This window comes from Plantactinospora sp. WMMB782, from assembly GCF_049179135.1.
In the GTDB taxonomy this organism is placed as follows: domain Bacteria; phylum Actinomycetota; class Actinomycetes; order Mycobacteriales; family Micromonosporaceae; genus Plantactinospora.
Map to the genome: position 1 here is coordinate 7,197,231 of NZ_JBMHMC010000007.1, position 22,743 is coordinate 7,219,973.

Consider the following 22,743-nt stretch of genomic DNA (forward strand, 5'->3'; position numbering starts at 1 on the left):
GTAGTCGATCATCGATCGTCGCGAGTTCCGGACCTCTTCCGCCGGCGCCGCCGGGTGGTGCTCACCGAAGCCGTGTTCGAGCTGGCTATCCGGTCCTGCTGGGGGTGCCGGGGCGCAGGATGAGGTGGGGTGCGCCGGTGTCTGGTGTGGTGGTGACGTGGGCGTGCACACCGAAGACGTCGCTGATCAGTTGTGGGGTGAGGATCGTGTGCGGGTGGCCGTGCGCCACGAGATGGCCGGCGGCGAGGACGTAGACGTGGTCGCAGTAGGTGGCGGCGAGGTTGAGGTCGTGCAGGGCGGCGAGGACGGTGGTGTCGGTGGCGGCGACCAGGTCGAGCAGTTCGAACTGGTGACGGACGTCGAGGTGGTTGGTGGGTTCGTCGAGGACCAGGACGGGTGCCTGTTGGCTGAGCGCACGAGCGAGCAGTACCCGTTGTTTCTCTCCGCCGGAGAGGGTGGCGAAGCGGCGGTCGGCCAGGTGCAGGACCCCGGTGTGGGTGAGGGCGTCGGTGACGATGCCGATGTCGCCGGCGGTGTCCGGCGCGAACGGGCGTTTGTGCGGAGTGCGTCCCATCGCCGCCATCTCGTAGACGGTGACGTCGAAGTCGGAGTGAGTTTCCTGCGGTAGCGCGGCGACGAGTTGGGCGGCGCGGCGTGGCGGAAGCCGCGACAGGTCTTCGCCGTCGACCAGGATGCTCCCCTGCCGCAGCGGCAGGTGCCCGTAGATGGCGCGCAGCAGGGTGGACTTGCCACTGCCGTTCGGGCCGATGATTCCGACCCGCTGTCCGGTTCGAGCGGTGAGGTCGACACCGCTGACAATCGGGATGCCGGTGAGGGTGATGTGGACGTCGTGCAGGGTCAGGGTCGCCATTTACAGTCCTGTGGTGTCGCGGGCGCGGGTGTGTACGAGCCAGAGGAACAGTGGGGCGCCGATGATGCTGGTGACCACACCGACGGGTAGCTCCTGGGGGTGCAGGGCGGTGCGCGCGGCGATGTCGACCGCGACGAGGAACGCGGCGCCGGCGAGCGCGGCCAGGGGTAGGAGTCGGCGGTGGTCGCTGCCGACGAGGAGTCGGGTGGCGTGCGGGATGATCAGGCCGATGAAGCCGATGCCGCCGGCGAGGGCGACCATCACGCCGGTGAGCAGCGCGATGATCAGGAACAGGTGCCGGCGGATCCGGGCGGCGGGGATGCCGAGGCTGGCCGCGGTTTCGTCGCCGAGGAGCAGGGCGTTGAGTGGTCTGGCCTGGGCGAGCAGGGCGATCACGGCCACGGCGAGGACGGCTGCGGGCAGGCCGAGGGCGGCCCAGTCGGCTTCGGCGAGGCTGCCGAAGAGCCAGAACAGCACGGAGTGGGTGGTGCCGGGGTCGTCGGCCTGCAGCACGAGGAAGCTGGTGACCCCGGACAGGGCGTAGGTGACCGCCATGCCGGCGAGCACGAGCCGCAGAGGGGCCAGGGTGCCGCCGGCACGGGCCATGGTGTAGACGACGGCGAACGCGCCGAGCGCGCCGACGAAGGCCGCGACACCGGGGGTGGCACCGCCGAGCGGGGCGACGCCGGTGACGATGACCGCGACGGCACCGACCGCGCCGCCGTAGGTCAGTCCCAGGACGTACGGGTCGGCGAGGGGGTTGCGGACGAGGGCCTGGGTGGCGGCGCCGGAGACGGCGAGGCCGGCGCCGACCAGTGCAGCGAGCAGTGCCCGGGGCAGCCGCAGGTTCCAGACCACGGTGTCCTGGCTGGCGCTCCACCCGGTGGGATCGCCGTGGCCGGTCAGGTGCCAGACGATGATCCGGGCCACCGTGCCGGCCGGGATGTCGACCGTGCCGAGCAGGACCGAGCCGGCCAGTCCGGCGACGAGCAGCCCGGTCAGGGCAGGGTAGATGAACCAGGTGCTTCCTCGGCGCCGGCCTGGGCGTGCCGGCGCCGAGACGTTGGTGCCGTGCCGGGTGGCTGTCACCTGGCAGGGTGCAGTTGTCCGGCGAGGTCGACGACCGCGTCGGCGTTGCGGACCCCGCCGACGGATGCCTGCTCGTAGACGAGTCGGGCAAAGCGTTGCTGGGTCACGGCCGCGACGCCGCGCAGTGCCGCGCTGGTACGCACGAATTTCTCGGCCTCGGCGAACCGAGACGCGTTCGCGGCAGGGTCGCCCTGGTCGTAGATGACGATCAGGATGACCTGCGGGTTACGGGCGACGACCTCTTCCCAGCCGACCTTGGTGTATGCCTCGTTACGGTCACCGAAGACGTTACGGCCGCCGGCGGTTTCGATGACCGCGTTGACCGCCTGCCGGTTTCCCGGCGCGTACGGGGTGGCGGTGCCCTCGTCGTACTCGAACGGGAAGACGGTGGGCCGGTCGGCGTCGCCGAGCTTTCCGACCTTCTCGGTCACCGTGCCGATCTTCTGCCGCATTTCGGTCGCGACCCGGGCGGCCCGGTCCGGTACGCCGAACATCCGGCCGAGGTTGTCGAGGTCCCGCCACACCAGGTCGAACCCGGTCTGCGGGCTGGTGACGGCCGACTTGCACGCCGTCGACAGCGCCAGGTAGGACGGGATGCCGTCGCCGGCCAGCTCCTGCTGCGACATCGCACCGGCGGCCTCGAAGTTGCTGCTGAACCCGCCCAGGACGAGGTCGGGCTCGGCGGCCAGGAGTTCCTCGCGGGGCACCGGCTTGTAGCCGCTGCCGGCGGTGTACTTCCCGGACAGCGACGGAAGTTTCGCGACCTGGGCGGCGAATCGGGCCGGCAGGCTTCCCGGCCGGGGCGCCTGCCCGAGCGCCGCGACGCGGTCACCGAGATCGAGCCAGAGCAACAGTTCGAGGACACTCGGGGTGAGCACCACCGCCCGGCGCGGCGGCGCCTTGACGGCCACCTCGACTCCGTTGCAGTCGGTGACGGTGACCGGGGTGAAGCCTGCCGGCGCCTCGGACTGCCCCGCGCGCTCCGGCCGGTCCGCGCAGCCCGCAACCAGCAGCAGGACAGCCGTAGCCGCGACGACAGCGCGAACAGCTGCGGCGAGGTCACGCGAATGGCCGACGGTTCCGCGTGCGGAGCCACGGCGGGTGGGTGACGCGGGGGGAAATCTCATCGGGCACCTTTCTCGGTGGTGGGGGTGGGTGACGCCAGCGGTGGTCGCGCTGTCGGCGTGGCCTCGACGCTCTGCTCCGCCCGGCCTCGGCCGAGCGCGCGTGTACCGGCGCTGGCGACAGCGGCGGCAAGGGCGGCGAATCCGGCGGCGACGGCGAACACCACCGCCGCTGGCACGTCGGCGTCGGAGAGCAGACCGGCGACGAGGTTGCCGAGCGCCGAGCCGGTGAAGGTGGCGGTGATCCCCCACGCGAACGCCTCGGTCAGGGTCCCCTGCGGTGCGCAGCGGCCGACGAGTTCGAAGTTGCAGATCACCAGTGGGGCCAGGAAAAGCCCGGCCGACACCGACAACACCACCAGCGCGGGCACGCTCGGCGCCAGCGCCAGTAACGCGACCCCGGTGGCGTACCCGGTGAGGATCAGCCGGATTCGCACGGCCGCGTCCGCCCGCCACGCCCGAGCGCCGTAGAGCAGTCCGCCGAGCAGGCTCCCCGCGCCGAAGGCGGCCAGCGCCAGGCCACCCGCGGCCGGGGTGGATTCCCGGTCGGCGAACTCCACGAAGCCGAGCCGCAGCATCCCCAGCAGCGCACCGGCCAGGACGCCGACGGCCAGCAGCACGACGATGCCCGGGGAACGCAGCGGACCGGCCAGGCTGCCCCGGCGGCGGGTCGGGACCCAGGACCGCGACGGCGGCAGCATGCTGAACCAGAGGGTGCCGCCGAGCAGCACGACCGCGCAGCCGGCCAGCGCCCAGCCCGGCCCGGCCAGCATGCTGACGGCGCTGACCAGCAGTGGACCGGCCACGAGGGCGACGTCGAGGACCATGGCGTCCACCGCCAGCGCGGTGCGGCGGATGTCGTCGTCGGTGATCACCTGCGACCACAGCGCCCGGGCCGCGGCGGCCACCGGGGGCAGCGACAGGCCCACCGCCGCCGACCAGATCGTCAGCGCGAAGGTCGTCGGCCGCAGTTGGGCGGTAACGAGCAGGCCGGTGAACGCGACGGCGTTGGCTCCGGCGGCGAGCAGCAGTGGCCAGGTCTGGCCGTACCGGTCGACGAGCCGGCCGTGCACCGGCACCCCGACGGCGTAACCGATTCCGGTCGCGGCGGTCACCACCCCCGCCGCCGGGTAAGAGCCGGTCCGGTCCACCGCCAGCAGCAGCACCGCGAAGACGTACGCCTGCAGCGGCACCCGGGCGCAGACGCCGACCAGCAGCAGTGACGGCACCCACCGGTGCCGCCACAACCGCCGGTACGCCGACAACGAGCCGCTCACCTGCCGGCGCGCTCGTTTGCCGGATGTGGTGCGACGAGGCGAGCCGGATCGGTCAGCCGGGCCCGGGTGATCCCCGCCGGCATACCGCTCTCCGCCAGCACCGGGTCGCCGGCACCGAACATGTAGAGGGATCCCTCGGCGAAGCCGTCGACGCCGAGGGCGGTGTCGAGTTCCTCGTCCCGGAACGCCGCGCTCTGCCAGGCGCCCAAGCCCACCGCCGTCGAGGTGAGCACGAACGTCTGCCCCAGATGCCCCGCCGACAGCAGCGTCACCCGCAACGCCCGCGAGTGCCGGTACTTGTACATCGTCCGCTCGAACACGACGGTGACGAAGCAGACGAACGCCGACGGCGTGCACATCTCCGACTCGTAGGTCAGCCGGTGCAGCCGGGCCCGGTCGAAGTCGGCGTCGATCAGCTCCAGCGCGTGTGCCTCGGCGTTGTAGTGGTAAAGCCCTGGCGGGACGTCCTGCACGTCGAGGACGGCGACGTAGCCCTCCAGTTCGTGCCGGGCACCGCCGCACGGGCTGGTCCGCAACATCAACGTGCCCAGGTCACCGGCGTCGTAGAGCTGCATCGGCGCGAAGGTGTAGAACAGCACCGTCGACAACTGCGCCAGACTCGTCGCCGCCCCGGTGAACACCCGGTGCGTACGTCGACGGGTGAGCACGTCACCGAACGGATCGGCCAGCGGCAGGAACGCCCTCGGCAGGTACACCCGCAGCGCGGAGGGATACGACTTGAAGATCGCCGGAGGGGTTCCGCCGGTCTCCCGAACCCAGCGGGCGTCGGAGCGGCGCTGTTCGAGGCTGTCGCCGGTGTAGATGGTGTTGCGGGTGCCGAAGTGGAAGAACCGGGCCTCCTCCCCCCAGTCCCGCCACGCCCACAGGAACCGCTCCTCGCGTTCGGCGGCGGTCCGGTCGAGCAGCAGGCCGGCGTCGACCAACGCCTCGACCGCGTCACGAACCGAACCAGCGTCGAACTCTCCGAGTCCGGCCGCCACCTTGTCCACCGTCGACCAGTCGGTGAAATGCTCGAGCAGTTCCACCGCCTGCCCGTCGACGGCCACCGCGTTGTCGGCCTCGGAATCTGTCGAACGGCTCTCCAGGTAGTTCTCGGCCGTCAACTCCCCGTCGTGCCAATAGATCATGAGGGTCTGGGCGCGTCGGAACTCCGCTTGCGTCATGCCATTCTCCCTGCTGAAGGAGCCGCGTTCCGAAGTCGAAGGGTCGCCGCCGGAAGAGCAACTCCGGCGGCGACCTTCTTGCCTGCTGGCGACCTGTCAGCCGTGGTTGTTCAAGAGCCGGCTACGGGTCTTCTTCCGACGCACCACGATCTTGATTCGCTTCTTGACCATGGTCGGTCCTCCTCCCCCGGAAGCACCTCGGCTCCCGGATCTGGACAGCAGTTAATCCAGTAGTCGCCCCGGGACAGGCGGTAGTTCCGGGTGATTTTGGAACATCAATGCCACCTGTCGCAAGCCAGCGCGATTGATCAAGGGGAAGGGCTCGCAAGGGGCTCGGTGGGTCAGGAGCCGGGCCGACTCCGCCGCCGAGCCACCGCCAGCACCAGCGGCGGGAGCAGGATGCACTGGGCGGCGACGGCCAACCAGAACCCTGGCAGCCGACCGGCCTGCTCGAACGATTCGTACACGGTCCCGCCGACGACGCCGCTGAGGAAGGAACCGACCCCGACGGCGAGGCGCTGCTGTCCGAAGACGACGGTCGCGGACCGTTTCGAGCCGGCCAGCGCCATCAGGTCGTTCTTGAGGAGGAGTACCGCGTTGCCGACGCTGATCGCCGCGACCCCGGCTCCGATGGTGAACATGTCTCCGCCCGCGAACGCGACCATCCCCGTCGCCAGGCAGCCAAAACCGAGCATCATCGCCGCTGGATAACTCATTCGCTCGACCCGCTGCGCCACGAGAGGTTGCACGAGGACCAGACCGAGCGAGTACCCCATCATCGCCGCACCGTAGAACAGCGCGGGCACCCGTCCCTCCGCGTAGCTGGAGAGGTACTGGTAGAACTGCATGTAGAGGTAGATCGACAGGGCCGTGACGACGAATGGCAGCACCGCGATGCCGTGCAACATCCGGTTGTACGGCTCGACCGGCGGAACGTCCTCCACCACCCGCTCCCTGGGCAGCAGGAAGTGCCAGACGCCGAGAATGACGTAAACCACGGTGACGACCGCGAACAGGCTGCCCGGATGCCGAATGAGCAGAGCACCCAGCACCGGCCCGAGAGCAACGCCGAGGTTGCTTGCGGCATTGCCGGCCGAGACCAGCCGGGGACGCTGCTCCGGGTCGGCTCCGTGTATGAGGTAGCTGCGGTACGCCGGTGAATACAGCGACCCACCGCTGGAGATGAGGAACAGGCCCGCGATGGTGAACATCGGGGTCCCCGCCCCGAGAAGGAACGCACCGCCGCCGAGGCTGTAGAGGACCATGGCGCCACGCAGTGCGCGCTGCAACCCGATCCGTTCGGCCAGCACCGCGCTGAGCGGTGCGCTGGCGAACTGCACCAGGGTGGCGACGCCGAGCACGACGCCGACCTGGGCCATCCCGACGCCCATCCGGTCTCGTAGCAGAACGGCGAGGTACGGGTAGACGGAGAAGGAGCTGACGTTGAGCAGCAGACCGCCCGCCAGCAACGCGAATTGGGCGCCCGTGAAGGGGTGGCGCCACAACGAGCCCGGCCAACGGCGCGAGGCTGGCCCCGCCCGGGGAGAGGCCGGAGCCGCCATCAGCCGACCCGTACGCGCGCCGCGCTCGAGGCCGCCTCGCCGGGGCCGGAGTGCCGCTCGTCGCACCAGCTCACCAGCTACCTCCCGGCCCGAGCCCACGGGCGGCACGACCCAGCTGCGTGCTCGTGGTGACGGCCATCAGGCGGACACTACCCGCTTGCCGGGACGGAGCCCGAGTCACGAGTCCTGACGTTCCGGGCCCGCCCACCAACCTCCTGAGCCGGCCGGTCCTGCCGGTGACCGAACGACGCCGTGTTCGCATATCTCATCAGCCGGTCGGCTATTGACTTGTTACGATTCTATGAAGTCTTCTTAACCCTGGCCTTGGACGGCGAGGGTGAGGAACGAGGACGATGTTGGTCCATCGGCTGTCCCGGCGCCCCTGAGCATGCGTGGATTGAGGAATCGTGGCGCGATGACCGGCATCAGCAGCAACGCGGCCGTCACCGAGTTGGCGCTGGCCGCGGGCCGGGGCGACCGGAGGGCGGCCGCAGCGTTCGTGGCCGCGACCCAGCGAGACGTATGGCGGTTCCTCGCCCATCTGTCCGGCGCCGCCGAGGCGGACGACCTGACCCAGGAGACCTACCTGCGGGCACTACGCAGCCTGCCTACGTTCGCCGGCCGCTCCTCGGCCGCCACCTGGCTGTTCACCATCGCCCGCCGGGTCGCGGCCGACCAGGTCCGCGCCGCCGCGAGCCGCCCCAGGCTGGTCGGGGGCAGCGACTGGAACAAGGCCGCCGGTACCGGCCGGACCGACGAAGCTGCCCGGTTCGAGGGAAGCGTGGTGCTACGCCACCTACTCGATGGCCTGTCCACGGACCGACGGGAGGCGTTCGTGGCCACCCAGGTGCTCGGACTCTCGTACGAGGAGGCGGCACGGGTGTGTGACTGCCCGGTAGGCACGATCCGGTCCCGGGTCGCCCGGGCCCGGGAGGACCTGCTCACCGCGATGGCCGAACCGCCCCGCAGGCTCCGAGCCATCTGACGTCAGGCGGCCCGGCGTTCGCCGACACAGGCGTGTGCGGTTCCGGACGGTCGGCCCTGTCCCGAGATCAGCCGCAGGTCTGGCACCGGTGGCGGCTCTGGGTCGAAGGTGGCCCGCCACCGCCGCCGGGAGTCCTGCCGATCGGCGGGCGGCGTCTCGGAGCCGCCGCCGAGCCGTGACATGACCAGGATGACCACGTAGCCGGCGGCAACGATGCCGTGGCTGAGAACCCGGGCGAGGTCGACCCGACCGGCTATCAGATCGTTGGTGGTGAGCAGGCTCAGTACGCCGACGAAGACGGTGAGCATGGGCACGATGCCGGCCGGGCGGGTGCGCCGCAGGGCGATCCAGGCGAAGCCGGCGCCGATCGCGACATTCCACGCGGCGGACTCGTGCCACAGGTGGCCCCCGTCGCCGGCGCTGGCGGAGTGCAGCTGGTGGGCGACGGTGGAGCCGCCGATCTGGGCAGCGCCGAGGAGGAACTGGGCGATACCGAGGGTGCCGAGCAGGAACCGGAGCACGGTCGCCAGACGGGCTCCGGCCGGACCGGGTGCCGCGTCGAGGACCATGTCGTCGACCCGGACGTTCGTCGGTGCCGGGCCGGTGCGGGCCAGGCGGGTGATCCTGGCGGCGGCCTCGTACCAGCGGCGGCAGGCAGAGCATTCGGCCAGGTGGATGTCGGTGGCGGCGCGCTCGGCCAGGCTGTCCTCGCCGTCGAGGCACGCCGAAAGAAGCTCTCGGAACTGCTCACACCCCATGCACCGGTAGTCGGCCGCCAACGCCGCCCGGTTCCCGGCAATCCCCTTCCGGGTACGGACGGCCGTCCCGGTACGAGTCAGGCTTGACCGACCGCAGCGGCGACCAGCATGCGACAGTCGGTGGTCCCTGAGCAGCGCTTCGACGCCGAATGCGACTGATCCGACCCGGGCGGAACCAGGGTCGCCGGTTGGCCACGCATCGACATGTCTTCGCGCCCTGCTGCTGGTGCGGGCGCGACGGCTGCACGCGCTCGTACTCGGCGAGGAGGCCGGCGCCGCCCTCGGCGTCAACGCCAGCCGGCTGCGCTGGCAACTGCTGATCGTCACCACCCTGCTGACCGGTACAGTCGTCGCCGTGTCCGGCGGGATCCGCCGACCGGCCTGCGCCCGATCGGGCCCCTTCCTTCACCACAGCGTGCGCCAATAGTCCCAGAACCGCTGTCCGATCAGGCCCGCCAGCAGGAATAACCAGAGCATGACCGCCACCGTGTGGTAATCGACCACCGCCGAAACCGGCCTGCGTAGCCGGGACGGCAGCGGCAGGTGCGCGTGGTGCAGGTTGTGGAGCGTGACGTACCAGAACAGCACGATCATGGCCACCCAGACGACCATGCAGTACGGACACAGCGCACCGATCCGGTAGAGGCTCTGGAAGAAGAGCCAGTGCACGAAGACCACGCCGAAGACCGTTCCCGCCTGGAGCCCCAGCCAGCACCACCGGGGCAGCACCGCACCCGCGAGGACGACCACTCCGAGCGTGGTGACCACGGCGAACCCGGCCACGCCGATCAGCGGATTCGGGAACCCGAACACCTCGGCCTGCGGCGTGGACATCACCGAGCCGCAGGAGAGCACCGGGTTGATGCTGCAACTCGGCCGGTAGGTCTGGTCGGCCAGGACGTGGAACTTCTCCACGGCGAGGGTGAACGCGGCGACGCCGCCGAGCACGCCGCAGACGGCGAGTACCCACCCGATGATCCGGACGGCGAACGGCACCGCCTCGGTCACCTCGCCAGGTGGCCCGGCGTCCACCGGAACCGCCGTCGGAACGCTCACCTGGCCAGGGCCGCGTCGACGGCCGCCTTCAGTCCGGCGTACGTCGGCTGCCCCTCGAAGCGCTCACCGTTGACGAAGAACATCGGCGTGCCCTGTACGCCGACCGCGATGCCGTCCTCGCGATCGACCCGGATCCGTTCGGTGATCGCGGGATCGGTCAGATCGGCCTGGTACCGGGCCAGGTCCAGCCCGATGGCGCGGGCGTGCTCCTCGAAAACCGGCTGCTGACTCTCCTGCTTCCCGCCCCAGGACTGCTGAGTCTCGAACAGCCTGCGGTACATCTCCTCGAACTTGTCCTGCCGGGCGGCGGCTTCGGCGGCCCGGGCGGCGTTCTCGGCGTTGGCGTGCGACTCGAGCGGGAAGTTGCGGATCACGTAGGTGATCCGGTCCGCGTACTCGGCCCGGAGCTGCTCGACCCCGGGATAGGCGGCGCCGCAGGACGGGCATTCGTAGTCGAGGAACTCCACCACGGTGACCCGGTCGTCCGGTGCCGAGGTGAGCCGGTGGCTGTCGGCACGCACCAGCCGTTCGGCGGCGGCCTGGCCCGCACCGTCCTCGGTGTTGCGGACCACCACGAGGAGCACGGTCAGGCCGACGAGGATGACCGCGAAGAAACCCAAAGTAATCTTCGTGTTACCGCTCATCCCCCGCCGGCTCATCGCCCTGGCCGCCTTCGCACTGCTCTTGTTGCGGCTGCCGCCCTTTCCGCCATTCGGGCGACCTGGGCCAGGGGCCCGGACCGCGGATCGCCCGCCGGTGTTCTTGGGCACTCCAAATCTCCTCTCAGAGGAATCCCGGTACCGGCAGGTCACGCCGTACCGGTGTCGCGGGCAGTCGACGTCGGTGCGTCCGGTGCCGGGCGGACGCCCCAGGTGGGCGTCCGTGTTTAGTCGTGCCGGACCGTCCCCGGGTTCCCGAACCGCCGGAAGCCGGTGGCCGTCCCCTCGCGGGACCGCCCCGCCGTCAGGTCCGCAAGCCGGTGGACATCACCGAGTACCGGCCGTCCGGTGCGGTCAGGCGGAACGTCAGGAGCCAGGACCTGCCCGGCGCGAGGCTGCCGGTACCGATCGCCGTGTCGTCACCCAGCGGAAGAATGGCGAGCGCCAACCGGGTCCGTGAGTCTCCGCCGCTTTCCGCGGTAGCCGACCAACCCCGGACCGGACCGGCCGATCCGGGGCCGGCGATGACGCAGAGTCGCACGACCAGCGCGCCAGGGCCGGTCTCCGGCCGGATCCGCAGGGTGTAGTCGGAATCGCTGACCATCATCGAGCGACGGGGCGGGCAGGGTGAACGGTCCGCAGCCGGTGATCGGCTGTGCAGAAGAAGGCCGGTCCCGACCGAGACGAGCAGGATCGGCAGCACGACCAGGAGGGCGACCCGGAGCATCGTGGGTGAGCGCCGCCGGGGCGGCTCTGCGGCCTCCCGGCAGCCGCCGGTACATCCGGCCAGGGCCAGCAGGTGCCGATCCGGACCGCCAGAGGTGCCCGGCAGGACATCTGGCGCGACGGGCACCGCGACCACCTGGTGGCGCAGCACCGGCCCCCGGCTCCGTCCGCACCCCCTGCGGTGGGCCCGCACGGGCGGCAACGGCAGCGGGATCCGCCGGGCAGACCGGAGACGTAGCCGCTGGTGGGTCCTTGCCCGGTGTCCGATCGCCGCGCCGCCGGCTGGCGGGATTCCGCGCGACCGTTCGACAGGATCAACCAGCGGCGTACGTCCACGCCGACCCGGCACGATCGAAACGGCCACCGCGAGCAGAGCCAGAAGTACCAGCCCTGCCGCGCCGTCCAGCGCCATCACCCGGTCCATCCCATCCCATCAGCCGCACCGTCCCATCGACCGCTCCGCACCGTCATCCGGCGGCGGCTCCCGTTCGTCCGCCACTGCGTAGTCGGATCGCCCCGGGCATCGGTTCCCGGCGAGGTTGGGCGCGGACAACCTGGGCACTCGGCCCAGCCAGTGAATCCACCGAACGGGCGGGAACCAACCGCTGCTCCACGACGACCAGTAGTAGAACGTAGAGCGAGCAGCGGAGGAATACAGATGCGCAGGTCGGTAACACCCGGCGTACGAGGCTGGGCAACCACGTTCGCCGTCACCGTGATGGCGGTACTCGCCGTGGCTGGCTGCGGCGGGACCGACGACACATCGGGAGCCGCGCCCAGCCCGGCACCGTCGGCGAGCACCGACAGCGCCACGTTCATGGTGCGGGACCCGTGGATCAAGGCGGCCGACAAGGGCATGACCGCCGCCTTCGGCACCCTGGTCAACAACACCGGCACCGACGTCACGATCACCGGCGTGAGCACGGCCGTCTCGCCGATGGAAGTGCACGAGATGACGATGAAAGACGGCAAAATGGTGATGCAGCCGAAGACCGGCGGGATCACGATCAAGGCCAGCAGCAGTCACGAGTTGGCACCCGGCGGCGACCACTTCATGTTGATGGAGCTGACCAGGCCGGTCCGGGCCGGTGACGAACTGACCTTCACCCTCACCTTCGCCGACGGGAAGACCACCGACTTCACGGCGGTGGCCAAGCCCTTCACCGGCGCCGAGGAGAGCTACGACCCGAGTTCGGGCATGCCGATGACCCCCGGCCAGGGCATGACGATGAGCCCGGCGCCGTGACCGACCGCTCCGAGACCGTCGCGGACCAGATCGCCGGCCGGTCGGCGGACACTCGCTCGGTGAGCAGGCGTCGCCTGCTCACCGGCGGTGCCCTGGGTATCGGCGGCGCCGTCGCCGGAGCGGCGGCGGGAGTCGCCGCGACCGCCGCCGGCCGGCAGCCGCCGGTACCGGTACCGGTACCGGTCGATCCGGGCGCCGCGACCGCCGTCGGCACCGACGTCGTGCCGTTCCACGGCGCTCGGCAGGCCGGCATCGGCACCGAACCGCAGGCGCACGCGGCGTTCGTCGCGTTCACCCTGCACCGGGGCATCGACCGGGCCGCACTCGGCCGACTGATGCGACTGCTCACCGACGACGCCGTCCGGCTGACCCAGGGCCGAGCCCCGCTCGCCGACACCGAACCGGAACTCGCCGTCCTACCGGCCCGACTCACCATCACCTTCGGCTTCGGCCCGGCCCTCTACACGGCGGCCGACCGCGACGACCGACGCCCACCGTCGGTCACCACACTCCCGGTCTTCGTCATCGACCGGCTGCAACCGGCCTGGTCCGGCGGCGACCTGCTGGTCCAGATCTGCGCCGACGACCCGCTCACCGTCACCCACGCCCAGCGGATGCTGGTCAAGGACGCCCGACCGTTCGCCGCCGTCCGCTGGCTACAACGCGGCTTCCGCCGCAGCCGAGGAGCCCAGACCGACGGGCACACCCAACGCAACGTGATGGGACAACTCGACGGCACCGCCAACCCCCGCCCCGGCACCACCGCCTTCGAACAGTCCGTCTGGACCGCCGACGGCCCCGACTGGCTGCGCGACGGCAGCACCCTCGTGCTGCGGCGGATCCGCGCCGAACTGGAGACCTGGGACAAACTCGGCCGCACCGACAAGGAACTCGCCGTCGGCCGACGCCTCGACACCGGAGCACCGCTCAGCGGCCGGCACGAGCAGGACGAGCCCGACTTCTCCGCCCTCAACGAGGCCGGACTGCCGATCATGCCGGACTTCGCGCACGTCACCCGCGCCCGGGTCATGGACGACCGACTCAAGATCCTGCGCCGTCCCTACAACTACGACGGCGTGCCGGACGCCGACGGACGGGCCGACAGCGGCCTCATCTTCGCCGCCTACCAGGCCGACATCACCCGCCAGTACCTACCGATCCAACGCCGGCTCGCCGAACGCGACCTGCTCAACGACTGGATCACCCCGATCGGCTCCGCCGTCTTCGCCATCCCACCCGGCTGCGAACCCGACGGCTGGATCGGCGCACAGATACTCGGATGAACGACACGATGACTAGAAACCACCAGGACGGACGACCGATGCGCCGCATCGGACGGAGGACGGCGACGCTGGCCGTACTCATCCTCGCCGCCGCCATGGCGGGCGGGCTGTTCGGCGTCGGCCCGGCGGCGGCACACGCAAAACTGCTCGGCAGCGATCCCCGGGCGGACTCGACCGTCAGCACACCACTCGACGAGATCACCCTCACCTTCAACGAACTCGTCCGGGGCAACTTCAGCACCGTCGTCGTCACCGGACCCGACGGCACCCGGCACGGCGCCGGCCAACCCCGCGTGGTGGACAAGCAGGTGCACCTGCCCGTCGAGCCGGTGCGGTCCGGAAGCTACCGGGTCGCGTACCGGGTCGTCTCCGCCGACGGGCATCCGATCCAGGGACAGTTCCGGTTCACCGTCACGCTGCCGCCCGGGCAGGAGCCGGCTCCCGCCCCCGCGGGCAGCGGGTCGGCGACCGGCGCCGCCGACGCCACGCCGGTCACGGCAGCACCCGAGGAGACCGGCTCCGGCACCGGCTGGTGGTGGGCCGGTGCCACGGCGCTCGGCGCCGTCCTCGTCGCCGCCGGGTATCTCCTGGTACGCCGACAGCGCCGGACTTCCGACCGGTGAGCACGCAACAACGACGACAGGACATCGCACAGCGGCGCCGGTGGCTACCCGCCGGTGTGGCGCTCGCCGGCCTCGGCGTGCTGCTGCTCGCGCTCGCCGTCGGAAACGGTCTGAACGCCACCACGGTGACCGGCCTGCCCGACCCGGGACCGGTCACCAGCTACGGCCTGCCGGTGGTCCGGCTGCTGCTCGACGTACTGGCCACCCTCACCGTCGGGCTTGCGGTGACCGCCGCATTTCTGCTGCCCGGCGACGGCCCCAGCGTCTCCGCGCCCGGTTACCTGCTGCTGCGCCGGGTCGCCGCGCTGGCCGCCGGCTGGACGGCCACCGCCCTCGTCCTGATCGTGCTGACCGTCTCGGACCTGCTCGGCGCCCCGCCGTCGCACCTCGGCGTCGCCACCGTGGTCAGCTTCGCCACCTCGATCTCCCAGGGACAGGCCCTGCTGCTCCAGGCCGGCCTCGCCGGGCTGGTGGCAGCGCTGTCCTGGGTCGGGGTGTCCCGAACAACCGCCGCCACCACCGCCGCACTGGCCCTCGTCGGAGTGCTGCCGCCCGCGTTCACCGGGCACGCCGCCGGGGCCGGCAACCACCAGATCGCGGTGACCAGCCTCGCCCTGCACATCCTCGCCGCCACGATCTGGGTCGGCGGGCTCGCCGCCCTGCTGATGATCCGCCGGCACAGGCTGCTCGCCGACGCGGCCGCCCGGTACAGCCGGCTCGCCCTGGCCTGCTGCGTCGCCGTCGCGGTCAGCGGCCTGACCAACGCCTGGGTACGCCTCGGCGCCTTCGACCAGCTCTGGCAGTCCCGCTACGGCTGGCTGATCCTCGGCAAGCTCGCCGCCCTGCTGCTACTCGGCGCGCTCGGCGCCGCACACCGCCGCCGTACCCTGCCCGCGCTGCACGCCGGACGACGCGGAGCGTTCACCCGGCTCGCCGCCGGGGAACTGCTGCTCTTCGCCGCCACCTTCGGCCTGGCGGTCGCGCTGTCGCGCAGTCCCACCCCGATTCCGACCGACCCGGTCGAGGCCGACCCACTGGTCGAACTGCTCGGCTTCACCCCACCCGCCCCACCCGCCCCGGCCCGGCTGCTCGGCGACCCGCTGCCCGACCTGTTCTTCCTCACCGCCTGCACCCTCGCCATCGCCGGCTACCTGGCCGGCGTGTGGCGGCTGCACCGCGCCGGCCACCGCTGGCCGCCGTCGCGCACGGCGAGCTGGCTGGCCGGAATACTGCTGCTCGCCGCCGTCACCAACCTCGGCCTCGCCCGCTACGCCTACGTCCTGTTCAGCGCGCACATGGTCCAACACATGGTGCTGTCGATGGCGGTACCGATCCTCCTCGTCTGCGGCGCCCCGATCACCCTCGCGCTACGGGCCCTGCGCCGGCCCGCCGACCGGCAGATGCGCGGTGCCCGGGAATGGCTGCTCCTGCTCATCCACAGCCGACCACTCCGCCTGCTCACCCGCCCACTGGTCGCCCTCGGCATCTACACGGCCAGCCTCTTCGGCCTGTACTTCAGCGACCTGCTCGGCACCCTGATGCGCTACCACCTCGGCCACCTGGCCATGCTCACCCACTTCGTCGTCGCCGGATACCTGCTCTTCTGGGTACTCATCGGCGTCGACCCGGGACGGCCACGACTCGCGCCACCCCTGCTGGTGATCATCCACTTCGCGGCCATGATGGCGCACGGCTTCTTCGGCCTGATCCTGATGCAGTCGACCACCATTCTCGCTCCGGACTGGTACACCGCCGTGCACCCCGACTGGGCATCCTCGCTGCTGGCCGACCAGCGCCTCGGCGCCGGCATCGCCTGGGCGTTCGGCGAACTCCCCGCTGCCATCGTCATGATCATCCTGCTCCGCCAGTGGATCCGCGCCGACCAGCGCGAACAGGCCCGACTCGATCGCGCTGCCGACCGCGCCGACGCCACCGGCGAAGAGGACGACCTCGCCCGCTACAACGCCTTCCTGCACGCCGCCGCCCGAAGCGGCGGTGCTCCCGGCCGGAACGGAGGCACCGGCCGGGAGCCGCATTAGGGGCGGTTCGCCGCGTGATCGGGCTGCTGCATGGCTCGCTGACGCGCTACCCCGCCGCGTCGGCGAGCAGTTTCAACGCCAACTGTTGAAGTTCGGGTCCGGCCTTCTCCGGGCTGCCGGTGTCGTAGGGCGGCTGCGGGTCGTATTCGACGGCGAGTTGCAGTGCCTGGGCGACCTGTTCGTCGGCCAGCCGGGCGGCGAGGTGCAGGGCCATGTCGATCCCGGCGGACACTCCGGCGGCCGTAATGATCTTACCGGCCTCGACCACCCGCTCCGGTACGACGACCGCTCCGAACTGCGACTCCAGATAACTCCGCGACGCCCAGTACGTGGTGGCGCGCACGCCCCGCAGCAGGCCCGCCGCGGCGAGCAGCAGCGAGCCCGTGCACACCGAGGTCGTCCAGGTCGAGCCCCGGTGGATCCGGCGGATCCACTCCAGCGTCTCGGCGTCGTCCATCGCGCCGAGCACGCCACGGTCGCCGGCCCCGGGCACCACCAGCACGTCCGCCGCCGGCACCTGCCGCAGCGACCGGTCGGCGGTCAACGCCAACACCTTCGTGTCGGTGCGCACCGGACCGGGACGCTTGGCGACGGTCACCACCGAGGCGTTGGGCACCCGGCACAGCACCTCGTACGGGCCGACGGCGTCCAGTGCGGTGAATCCGTCGTAGAGCAGGATCGCGATTCGCAACCGTCGTCCTGGGCCGGTGCCGCCGGCAGGCTCCCCTGCTCCGGCGGGGGTGGCCAGTCCGGCGGATCCCAGCGTCACGCCGAGGCCACCTGCCACGGCGGCCCGCAGTACCGTCCGTCGCCCCTCGTCCCACCGCGTCATCGAAGACCCCTTCTCTGGTCGCCCCGCTGGGCTCGGTCCTGCTGCCGGTCGGCGAGTGTCATCGGCGCCGCCAGACGGTGCCGCGCCGCTCGTACTCCAACACCTGCTCGACCTGGACGGCGAGGTCGGCGCCGAGGAACCGCTCGACGAGCCAGAGCGCCAGGTCGAGGCCGGAGGTGATCCCGCCGGCGGTGACCAGATCGCCGTCGTCGACGACCCGCGCCTCGGTGACCACACCGCCCTGCGCACGCAGGTCCTCGACCGCCCGATGGTGCGTGATGCACGGCCGGCCGGCGGTCAGACCGGCCGCCGAGAGCAGCATGGTGCCGGTACAGACCCCCGCGATCGTCAGCCCACGCCGTCGGGCGGCGGTGATCGCGGCCGGGACCACACCCCGCTGGATCTCGTACAACACCCCCGGTGCGTCGGCCCGGCGGTAACCGCCACCGGGTACGAGCAACACGTCCGCCTCACGTGGTGCCCACCGCTCGATCGGTCCGACCTGACTGCCGTGGAACGCGACGACCGGATCGTCACCGTCCACGGCCACCATGCTGGTGGTGATCACCCCGCCGCCAAGGCCCTTCGCCATGCCGAACACCTCGATCGGGGCGATGAAGTCCAGCTCCTCGACCCCGCCGAACGTGACGACCTGCACCCGCAACGGTCGGGCCGGGGTGAAGGACGGCGCCGCCGAGGCGCTTCCCTGCGCCAGTACCGCACCACCCGCGACGGCTCCGGCCGCGACCGTGGCTCGAAGAACGTTCCGGCGATCCATCAGCTGCTCCTCATCGTGGTGGTGGCTGCGTCACGTCGACTCGCAGAGATAGTCGCCCACCGATACGGAAAAGTTCCGGCACCATCAATTCGCTGCTCGAACCGGTGCCCGAGCCCGGCATCGTCATCCCTTCCCATCTCGACCAGGCCGCGTGGCGGCACTGGTTGTCCTGCTGGCCGTTCGACACCATCTGGCAGATCCGCAAGCCCCGGAACCCGGAATGAGGCCGACGCCTTCGGGGGATGAATCGGATGACCGGGCGTCCTGGACAGTCTCCGGGAACCGATCGCCGCCCGGGTACGACTAGTGGTCGTGCGGAGCAACAGTCTGCGATCAACGCCGGCGTCGGACGAACCCATGGTCGTCCGGAAGTCGGGCCGGACGGGCCGGCGGTGCGCGGTTGCCCCCGCGCGCCGCCGGTCACCTGAACAGGCGCGACGGTCGCTCCGGTGCCGTCTGGGGCAGCGGGCCGGATGACCGCCGCCGCACCAGTCACCTTTGCCGGCGTCACCTGCCGCTACGGCCGCCGTACCGTCGTGCGGGACATCGACCTCGACGTCGCCGCCGGCGAGCATGTGGCACTGACCGGAGCGAACGGCTCCGGCAAGACCACCCTGCTACGCGCCGCGCTGGGCCTGCATCCCCTGGCGGGCGGCGACGTCCGGGTCGGCGGCACCGTCGCCCGGACCCGGGCGGACTGGGCCGCCCGACGCCACGACATCGCCTGGGTACCGCAGCGACTCGCCCCGGGCCGCTTCCCGCTACTCGTCGACGAACTGCTCGACAGCGGCGGACACCCGGAAGCCGCCCGCGACGCGGCCGACCGGCTCGGCACCGCGGGTCTCGGCCGCCGTCCCCTGCACACCCTCTCCGGGGGGCAACTACAACGGGCCTTCCTCGCCCGCGCGCTCGGCGCCGTCGCCGCCGGTGCTCGGGTGCTGTTCGCCGACGAACCCACCGCCGCGCTCGACTTCGACGGGCAGGAACAGGTCGCCACCCTGCTCGCCGGCCTACCGGTCACCGTCGTCGTGGTCTCGCACGACCGGGCCATGTCCCGCGCCTGCGACCGCGTCGCCGAGATGGCCGCCGGCCGGCTGCGGGTGGTCTGAGGCGTGGACCAGCTCGTCGACCTGCTCGAGTTGCCCGCCGTACAGCGCTCCGCGATCGGGCTGCTCATCGCCGCCGTCGGCCTGCCGATCGTCGGGGTGTTCATCGTCGGCCTGGACATCATCGCGGTCCGGTTCGCGATGATGCACGTGGCGCTGCTCGGCATCGCCGTCGGCCTGCTGGTCGGCCTCGACCCGGTGCTGTGCGGTCTGTTCGCCTGTGCCGTCGCCGGCGCCGGGGTCGCGCCACTGGCCCGCCGGCCGACCGGGCTGCCGGGCGCGATGGGCCTGTTGATGACGTTCGCCATCGCCGGCGCGCTGCTGGTGCTGTCGCTGTCCGGGGTGAACGCCACCGGCGCGTTCGAGCTGCTCTGGGGCTCGATCCTGGCCACCCGCGACACCGACATCGCGATCATCGCGGTGCTGGTGGTGGTCGTGCACGTCCTGTTCTGGCGCTACCGCCGCCAGCTCGCGCTGCTGCTGTTCGACCGGGAACTCGCGCTCTGCTCCGGCGTCGCCGCCGGTCCGCTCATGCTGGTCCTGCTCGTCGTGGTGGCGGTGTCGATCGGCGCGTCGATCCGGCTCACCGGCGCGCTGCTGGTCGACGCGCTGACCATCCTGCCCGCCCTCGGCGCCCGCAACCTCGGCCGCTCACTGCGGTCGATGGCGGTCTGGGCCGTCGTGCTCGGCGTACTCGGCAACACCGCCGGCTTCGTCGTGGCGCTGCTGCTCGACCAACCGCCGGGACCGGTCCTCGTGCTGGTGGCCGGCACCCTGACCCTGCTCACCTATCTGATTCCCCAAGGAGTACTGGATGCGATTTACTCGTCTCGCGGCGCTGACCGCGTCGGCGCTGACGCTCGCGCTGCTGACGACCGGGTGTGGCGGCACTGACGACGAGCCGAGCGGCGAGGCCGCCGCGCCCGCTGCCGGCGGACCGAAGGTGGTCGCCTCCACCTCCTGGGTCGGGTCGCTGGCCAAGGCCGCCGGCGTCACCGACATCACCGTGGTGGCGCCGGCCAACGTGCAGCACCCGCCGGACTACGACCCGAAGCCGAGCGACCTGGCCGCCGTCGCCGGCGCCGACTACGTGCTCTTCGCCGAGTTCGACGGCTTCGCCGCGAAGCTCAAGGACGCCGCCGGCGGCAAGGGGCAACTGGTACCGGTCGAGCTGGAGAACACTCCGGCGAAGATCCGGTCCGAGGTGACCCGGCTCGGTGGTCTGTTCGGCACCGCCGACAAGGCCGCCGCCTGGCTGACCACGTTCGACCGGGAGTACGCCAACTTCAGCTCCGGGTTGAAAGACGTCGCGCCCATCCCACCGAAGACCGCGGTTTCCCACCTCTTCATGGCGTACTGGGCCGAGATCGTCGGGTTCCAGGTCGTCGGCACGTACGGGCCGCAGCCGGTCAGCGCCGGCCAGCTCGCCGAACTGACCGCGAAGAAGCCTGCGGTGGTACTGGCAAACGCACACCTGCCCGGCGCCAACCCGGAGATCCCCGGCGCCAAGCGGGTCGACATCGTCAACTACCCCGGCGCAGACCTCGACCTGCTCGCCGTCTTCCGCACCAATGCCGAACGACTCGGCGCGGTGCTCGCCAGCTAACCTCCCCGGCTGGGGCCGGGGGCTGCTCCCCCGGCCCCAGCCACCCCGCACCTCCGCTCTGCGAGGGTGCCGCCGTGCACGCCTCTACTCCGCGCACACGCCGACGGCCTCGCGCCCGGGCGAATCCGGATTCGGCGCCGCACTCGCCGATGTCACCGACGGCCCGGAGGGCGTCACTGGCGAACTACGCCACGGCTACCGCAGGGACACCTTCCAGGCGGACCGGCTGGCCGGTGGCGACGCGGCAGGAGGCTGATCCTGTGCTAACCGTGCGCCATCGGAAGTCGTCGGGAACCATCCGGCTGAGGGAACCGACTACTCATGGGGCAACGTCCCCCGCAGCCCGCCGTACCGCCAGCCACCGCCCCACCTGGAGAGTCTGTGCCGCGATCACGTCCCCTTGTCGCCTGCCTCGCCGCGTCGGTAGCGTTCGTCACCACCTGCAGTCCCGGCTCCGGCGGCACCGCGTCGTCCACTGTGCTTCGGGTGGGTCTGAGTGCGGAGTCGGGTGCGCTGGACCCGCACGCGTTCACCGGCAACTTCCTGCTGCTCGACGCGATCTACGAGCCGCTGGTCAGCTATGGCAAGGACGGGCGGCTGGGGCCCGGTCTGGCGGAGTCCTGGACCGTCGCCGAGGGTGGCAAGCAGGTGACCTTCGACCTGCGTGACGGCGTCCGCTTCACCGACGGCACACCACTGGATGCCGCCGCCGTCAAGTGGAACTTCGACCGCTGGGTGGGCAACAAACGCTTCTCGTTCTTCCGGGCGTCGCAGGTCGTCTCCACCGTGGAGGCGCCGGATCCGGACACCGTCCGGCTGACCCTGTCCGAGCCGTACGAGCCGCTGCTGCAGGAGTTGTCGATCGTCCGCCCCGTCCGGCTGCTCAGCCCGAAGTCGGCATCCGCCGACGGGAAGTTCCAAACCCCGGTCGGCACCGGAGCGTGGAAGTTGGCGTCCAACACGGCCACCGGTGCGGTACTGGAACGCAACGGTGACTACTGGGGCGAGAAACCACGACTGGAACGCCTCGAGTTCAAGGTCATTCCGGACTCGCAGGCCCGGGTCGACGCCCTCACCAACAACGAGATCGACCTGATCGGCGGCCCCTACCTGGCCCCGATCACCCCGGTCGAGGCGAAGTCCCTCGACGGCCGCGACGACGTCGAACTCCTCACCGGCGCCCCGGACGTCTCCATCATGCTCGGGTTCAACCCCGACGGCCCGGCCGGCGACAAGGCCGTACGCCAGGCCGTCAGCAAGGCGATCGACACCGCCGCGATGGCCAAGGCGCTGTTCCTGAACCACGCCGAGCCCGCCCGGCGGGTCTTCCCGCCAGGAGTGCCAGACTCCGGCAACGACCTGCCGGTCGGCTTCGACAAGGGCGCCGCCGGCAGCGTGCTCGACGCGGCCGGTTACGTCCGCGACGGCGAGGGCCGGGTCAAGGACGGTAAGCGGCTCTCGCTGCGGCTCCTCGTTCCCGCGACCCCGGCCGAGGGACAACTCGACCCGCGCACAATGGCCGCGGCGATCGCCGCCGCCTTGAAGGAGGTGGGTATCGCCGTCGAGATCGTCCCGGTCGACGCCGCCGTCTACTACGACGAGCGGGCCGAGGGCCGGTACGACATCACGTTCTTCGAAACCCTCGGCGCGCCGTACGACCCGTCCAGCTCGATCGTGTCCCTGTTCACCGACGAGGCGCGGGCGCCGCTGTGGACGACGCCCGCCATCGAGGGCCTGGTCGACAAGGCGCTGTTCGCCGGTGATCCTGGCGCCCGGGCAGCGGCCTACCAAAGCCTGTACGACGCCGTCGCCGCCGACGCCGGGTTCGTGCCGTTGGTCTACCGGCCACGGCTGTGGGCGGTGCGCGCCGGGGTGGACGGCTTCACGGTTCCGCCCAGCGACGTCGACCTCGAACTGATCGGGGTCACCGTCGGGTGAG

Annotated in this window: 22 protein-coding genes; 10 read left to right on the top strand and 12 right to left on the bottom strand. The window is 71.2% G+C overall.

Annotation, left to right across the window (positions count from 1 at the left end):
• Positions 1-85: 85 nt before the first annotated feature.
• The 6 genes from ACN28A_RS34155 to ACN28A_RS34180 all read right to left on the bottom strand — a co-directional run bounded on the left by ACN28A_RS34155 (position 86) and on the right by ACN28A_RS34180 (position 7,014).
• On the bottom strand, positions 86-871 hold the full coding sequence (locus tag ACN28A_RS34155) for an ABC transporter ATP-binding protein (protein ID WP_421402561.1): 786 nt from the start codon (positions 869-871) through the stop codon (positions 86-88).
• Positions 872-1,960, bottom strand: coding sequence for a FecCD family ABC transporter permease (locus tag ACN28A_RS34160; RefSeq protein ID WP_421402562.1), 1,089 nt, complete (start codon positions 1,958-1,960; stop codon positions 872-874). It abuts the gene before it with no gap.
• Positions 1,957-2,871 carry an ABC transporter substrate-binding protein gene (locus ACN28A_RS34165; protein ID WP_421402564.1) on the bottom strand — a complete coding sequence of 305 codons (915 nt, stop codon included), beginning with the start codon at positions 2,869-2,871 and terminating at the stop codon, positions 1,957-1,959. The genes ACN28A_RS34160 and ACN28A_RS34165 overlap by 4 nt, the downstream gene beginning before the upstream one ends.
• Before the next feature lie 212 nt (positions 2,872-3,083).
• Positions 3,084-4,361 carry an MFS transporter gene (locus ACN28A_RS34170; RefSeq protein WP_421402566.1) on the bottom strand — a complete coding sequence of 426 codons (1,278 nt, stop codon included), beginning with the start codon at positions 4,359-4,361 and terminating at the stop codon, positions 3,084-3,086.
• Positions 4,358-5,545, bottom strand: a complete 1,188-nt coding sequence (locus tag ACN28A_RS34175) for a SagB/ThcOx family dehydrogenase (protein ID WP_421402568.1) — start codon at positions 5,543-5,545, stop codon at positions 4,358-4,360. The genes ACN28A_RS34170 and ACN28A_RS34175 overlap by 4 nt, the downstream gene beginning before the upstream one ends.
• A 341-nt stretch (positions 5,546-5,886) precedes the next feature.
• Positions 5,887-7,014, bottom strand: coding sequence for an MFS transporter (locus ACN28A_RS34180; protein ID WP_421402570.1), 1,128 nt, complete (start codon positions 7,012-7,014; stop codon positions 5,887-5,889).
• A 508-nt stretch (positions 7,015-7,522) separates the two neighbouring features.
• On the opposite strand from ACN28A_RS34180, the gene ACN28A_RS34185 reads away from it, so the two are divergent.
• Positions 7,523-8,092 carry a sigma-70 family RNA polymerase sigma factor gene (locus ACN28A_RS34185; RefSeq protein WP_421402572.1) on the top strand — a complete coding sequence of 190 codons (570 nt, stop codon included), beginning with the start codon at positions 7,523-7,525 and terminating at the stop codon, positions 8,090-8,092.
• Positions 8,093-8,094: 2 nt separating this feature from the next.
• On the opposite strand, the gene ACN28A_RS34190 is transcribed toward ACN28A_RS34185, so the two are convergent.
• Entirely contained in the window at positions 8,095-8,850 is a 756-nt protein-coding gene (locus ACN28A_RS34190) for a zf-HC2 domain-containing protein (protein ID WP_421402574.1), read from the bottom strand.
• A 127-nt stretch (positions 8,851-8,977) separates the two neighbouring features.
• Here ACN28A_RS34190 and ACN28A_RS34195 point away from each other — a divergent pair, with 127 nt between their 5' ends.
• On the top strand, positions 8,978-9,277 hold the full coding sequence (locus ACN28A_RS34195) for an iron chelate uptake ABC transporter family permease subunit (protein WP_421404796.1): 300 nt from the start codon (positions 8,978-8,980) through the stop codon (positions 9,275-9,277).
• Here the strand turns inward: ACN28A_RS34195 and ACN28A_RS34200 are convergent.
• The 3 genes from ACN28A_RS34200 to ACN28A_RS34210 form a co-directional block, all read right to left on the bottom strand.
• A complete protein-coding gene (locus ACN28A_RS34200; protein WP_421404798.1) occupies positions 9,256-9,858 on the bottom strand; it encodes a vitamin K epoxide reductase family protein in 603 nt (200 codons plus the stop codon). The genes ACN28A_RS34195 and ACN28A_RS34200 overlap by 22 nt on opposite strands.
• Before the next feature lie 44 nt (positions 9,859-9,902).
• On the bottom strand, positions 9,903-10,550 hold the full coding sequence (locus tag ACN28A_RS34205) for a DsbA family protein (protein ID WP_421402576.1): 648 nt from the start codon (positions 10,548-10,550) through the stop codon (positions 9,903-9,905).
• Between the two features lie 319 nt (positions 10,551-10,869).
• Complete coding sequence (locus ACN28A_RS34210; protein ID WP_421402578.1) at positions 10,870-11,442, bottom strand: hypothetical protein; 573 nt, start codon at positions 11,440-11,442, stop codon at positions 10,870-10,872.
• A gap of 567 nt (positions 11,443-12,009) precedes the next feature.
• Between ACN28A_RS34210 and ACN28A_RS34215 the strand changes: the two genes are divergently transcribed.
• Genes ACN28A_RS34215 through ACN28A_RS34230 form a run of 4 tightly spaced genes read left to right on the top strand, consistent with a single transcriptional unit; the run spans position 12,010 to position 16,482 of the window.
• The gene (locus ACN28A_RS34215) at positions 12,010-12,537 is read left to right on the top strand and encodes a copper chaperone PCu(A)C (protein ID WP_421404800.1); all 528 of its coding nucleotides are present in this window, start codon (positions 12,010-12,012) and stop codon (positions 12,535-12,537) included.
• Positions 12,538-12,596: 59 nt separating this feature from the next.
• Positions 12,597-13,820 carry a Dyp-type peroxidase gene (locus ACN28A_RS34220; protein ID WP_421402580.1) on the top strand — a complete coding sequence of 408 codons (1,224 nt, stop codon included), beginning with the start codon at positions 12,597-12,599 and terminating at the stop codon, positions 13,818-13,820.
• A gap of 38 nt (positions 13,821-13,858) precedes the next feature.
• Positions 13,859-14,443 carry a copper resistance protein CopC gene (locus ACN28A_RS34225; protein WP_421402582.1) on the top strand — a complete coding sequence of 195 codons (585 nt, stop codon included), beginning with the start codon at positions 13,859-13,861 and terminating at the stop codon, positions 14,441-14,443.
• Entirely contained in the window at positions 14,440-16,482 is a 2,043-nt protein-coding gene (locus ACN28A_RS34230) for a cytochrome c oxidase assembly protein (RefSeq protein WP_421402584.1), read from the top strand. Before ACN28A_RS34225 ends, ACN28A_RS34230 begins: the two co-directional genes overlap by 4 nt.
• A gap of 46 nt (positions 16,483-16,528) precedes the next feature.
• Here the strand turns inward: ACN28A_RS34230 and ACN28A_RS34235 are convergent, their stop codons facing one another.
• Positions 16,529-17,173 (bottom strand): DJ-1/PfpI family protein, encoded by a 645-nt coding sequence (locus ACN28A_RS34235; protein ID WP_421402586.1) that lies wholly within the window; start codon positions 17,171-17,173, stop codon positions 16,529-16,531.
• Between the two features lie 199 nt (positions 17,174-17,372).
• Positions 17,373-18,092, bottom strand: coding sequence for a DJ-1/PfpI family protein (locus ACN28A_RS34240; RefSeq protein ID WP_421402588.1), 720 nt, complete (start codon positions 18,090-18,092; stop codon positions 17,373-17,375).
• A 449-nt stretch (positions 18,093-18,541) separates the two neighbouring features.
• On the opposite strand from ACN28A_RS34240, the gene ACN28A_RS34245 reads away from it, so the two are divergent.
• From ACN28A_RS34245 to ACN28A_RS34260, 4 genes are all read left to right on the top strand, one after another.
• Complete coding sequence (locus tag ACN28A_RS34245) at positions 18,542-19,201, top strand: metal ABC transporter ATP-binding protein (protein WP_421402590.1); 660 nt, start codon at positions 18,542-18,544, stop codon at positions 19,199-19,201.
• A gap of 3 nt (positions 19,202-19,204) precedes the next feature.
• A complete protein-coding gene (locus ACN28A_RS34250; protein WP_421402592.1) occupies positions 19,205-20,092 on the top strand; it encodes a metal ABC transporter permease in 888 nt (295 codons plus the stop codon).
• On the top strand, positions 20,013-20,804 hold the full coding sequence (locus tag ACN28A_RS34255; protein WP_421402594.1) for an ABC transporter substrate-binding protein: 792 nt from the start codon (positions 20,013-20,015) through the stop codon (positions 20,802-20,804). The genes ACN28A_RS34250 and ACN28A_RS34255 overlap by 80 nt, the downstream gene beginning before the upstream one ends.
• 486 nt (positions 20,805-21,290) lie before the next feature.
• Positions 21,291-22,742, top strand: coding sequence for an ABC transporter substrate-binding protein (locus tag ACN28A_RS34260; RefSeq protein WP_421402596.1), 1,452 nt, complete (start codon positions 21,291-21,293; stop codon positions 22,740-22,742).
• Position 22,743 lies beyond the last annotated feature (1 nt).

Excerpts from the sequence above, each read along its gene's own strand:
- ACN28A_RS34155 (WP_421402561.1), bottom strand. The coding sequence starts at position 871 with ATGGCGACCCTGACCCTGCACGACGTCCACATCACCCTCACCGGCATC.
- ACN28A_RS34175 (WP_421402568.1), bottom strand. The coding sequence starts at position 5,545 with ATGACGCAAGCGGAGTTCCGACGCGCCCAGACCCTCATGATCTATTGG.
- ACN28A_RS34185 (WP_421402572.1), top strand. The coding sequence starts at position 7,523 with ATGACCGGCATCAGCAGCAACGCGGCCGTCACCGAGTTGGCGCTGGCC.
- ACN28A_RS34190 (WP_421402574.1), bottom strand. The coding sequence starts at position 8,850 with ATGGGGTGTGAGCAGTTCCGAGAGCTTCTTTCGGCGTGCCTCGACGGC.
- ACN28A_RS34205 (WP_421402576.1), bottom strand. The coding sequence starts at position 10,550 with ATGAGCGGTAACACGAAGATTACTTTGGGTTTCTTCGCGGTCATCCTC.
- ACN28A_RS34215 (WP_421404800.1), top strand. The coding sequence starts at position 12,010 with ATGGCGGTACTCGCCGTGGCTGGCTGCGGCGGGACCGACGACACATCG.
- ACN28A_RS34225 (WP_421402582.1), top strand. The coding sequence starts at position 13,859 with ATGCGCCGCATCGGACGGAGGACGGCGACGCTGGCCGTACTCATCCTC.
- ACN28A_RS34240 (WP_421402588.1), bottom strand. The coding sequence starts at position 18,092 with ATGGATCGCCGGAACGTTCTTCGAGCCACGGTCGCGGCCGGAGCCGTC.
- ACN28A_RS34255 (WP_421402594.1), top strand. The coding sequence starts at position 20,013 with ATGCGATTTACTCGTCTCGCGGCGCTGACCGCGTCGGCGCTGACGCTC.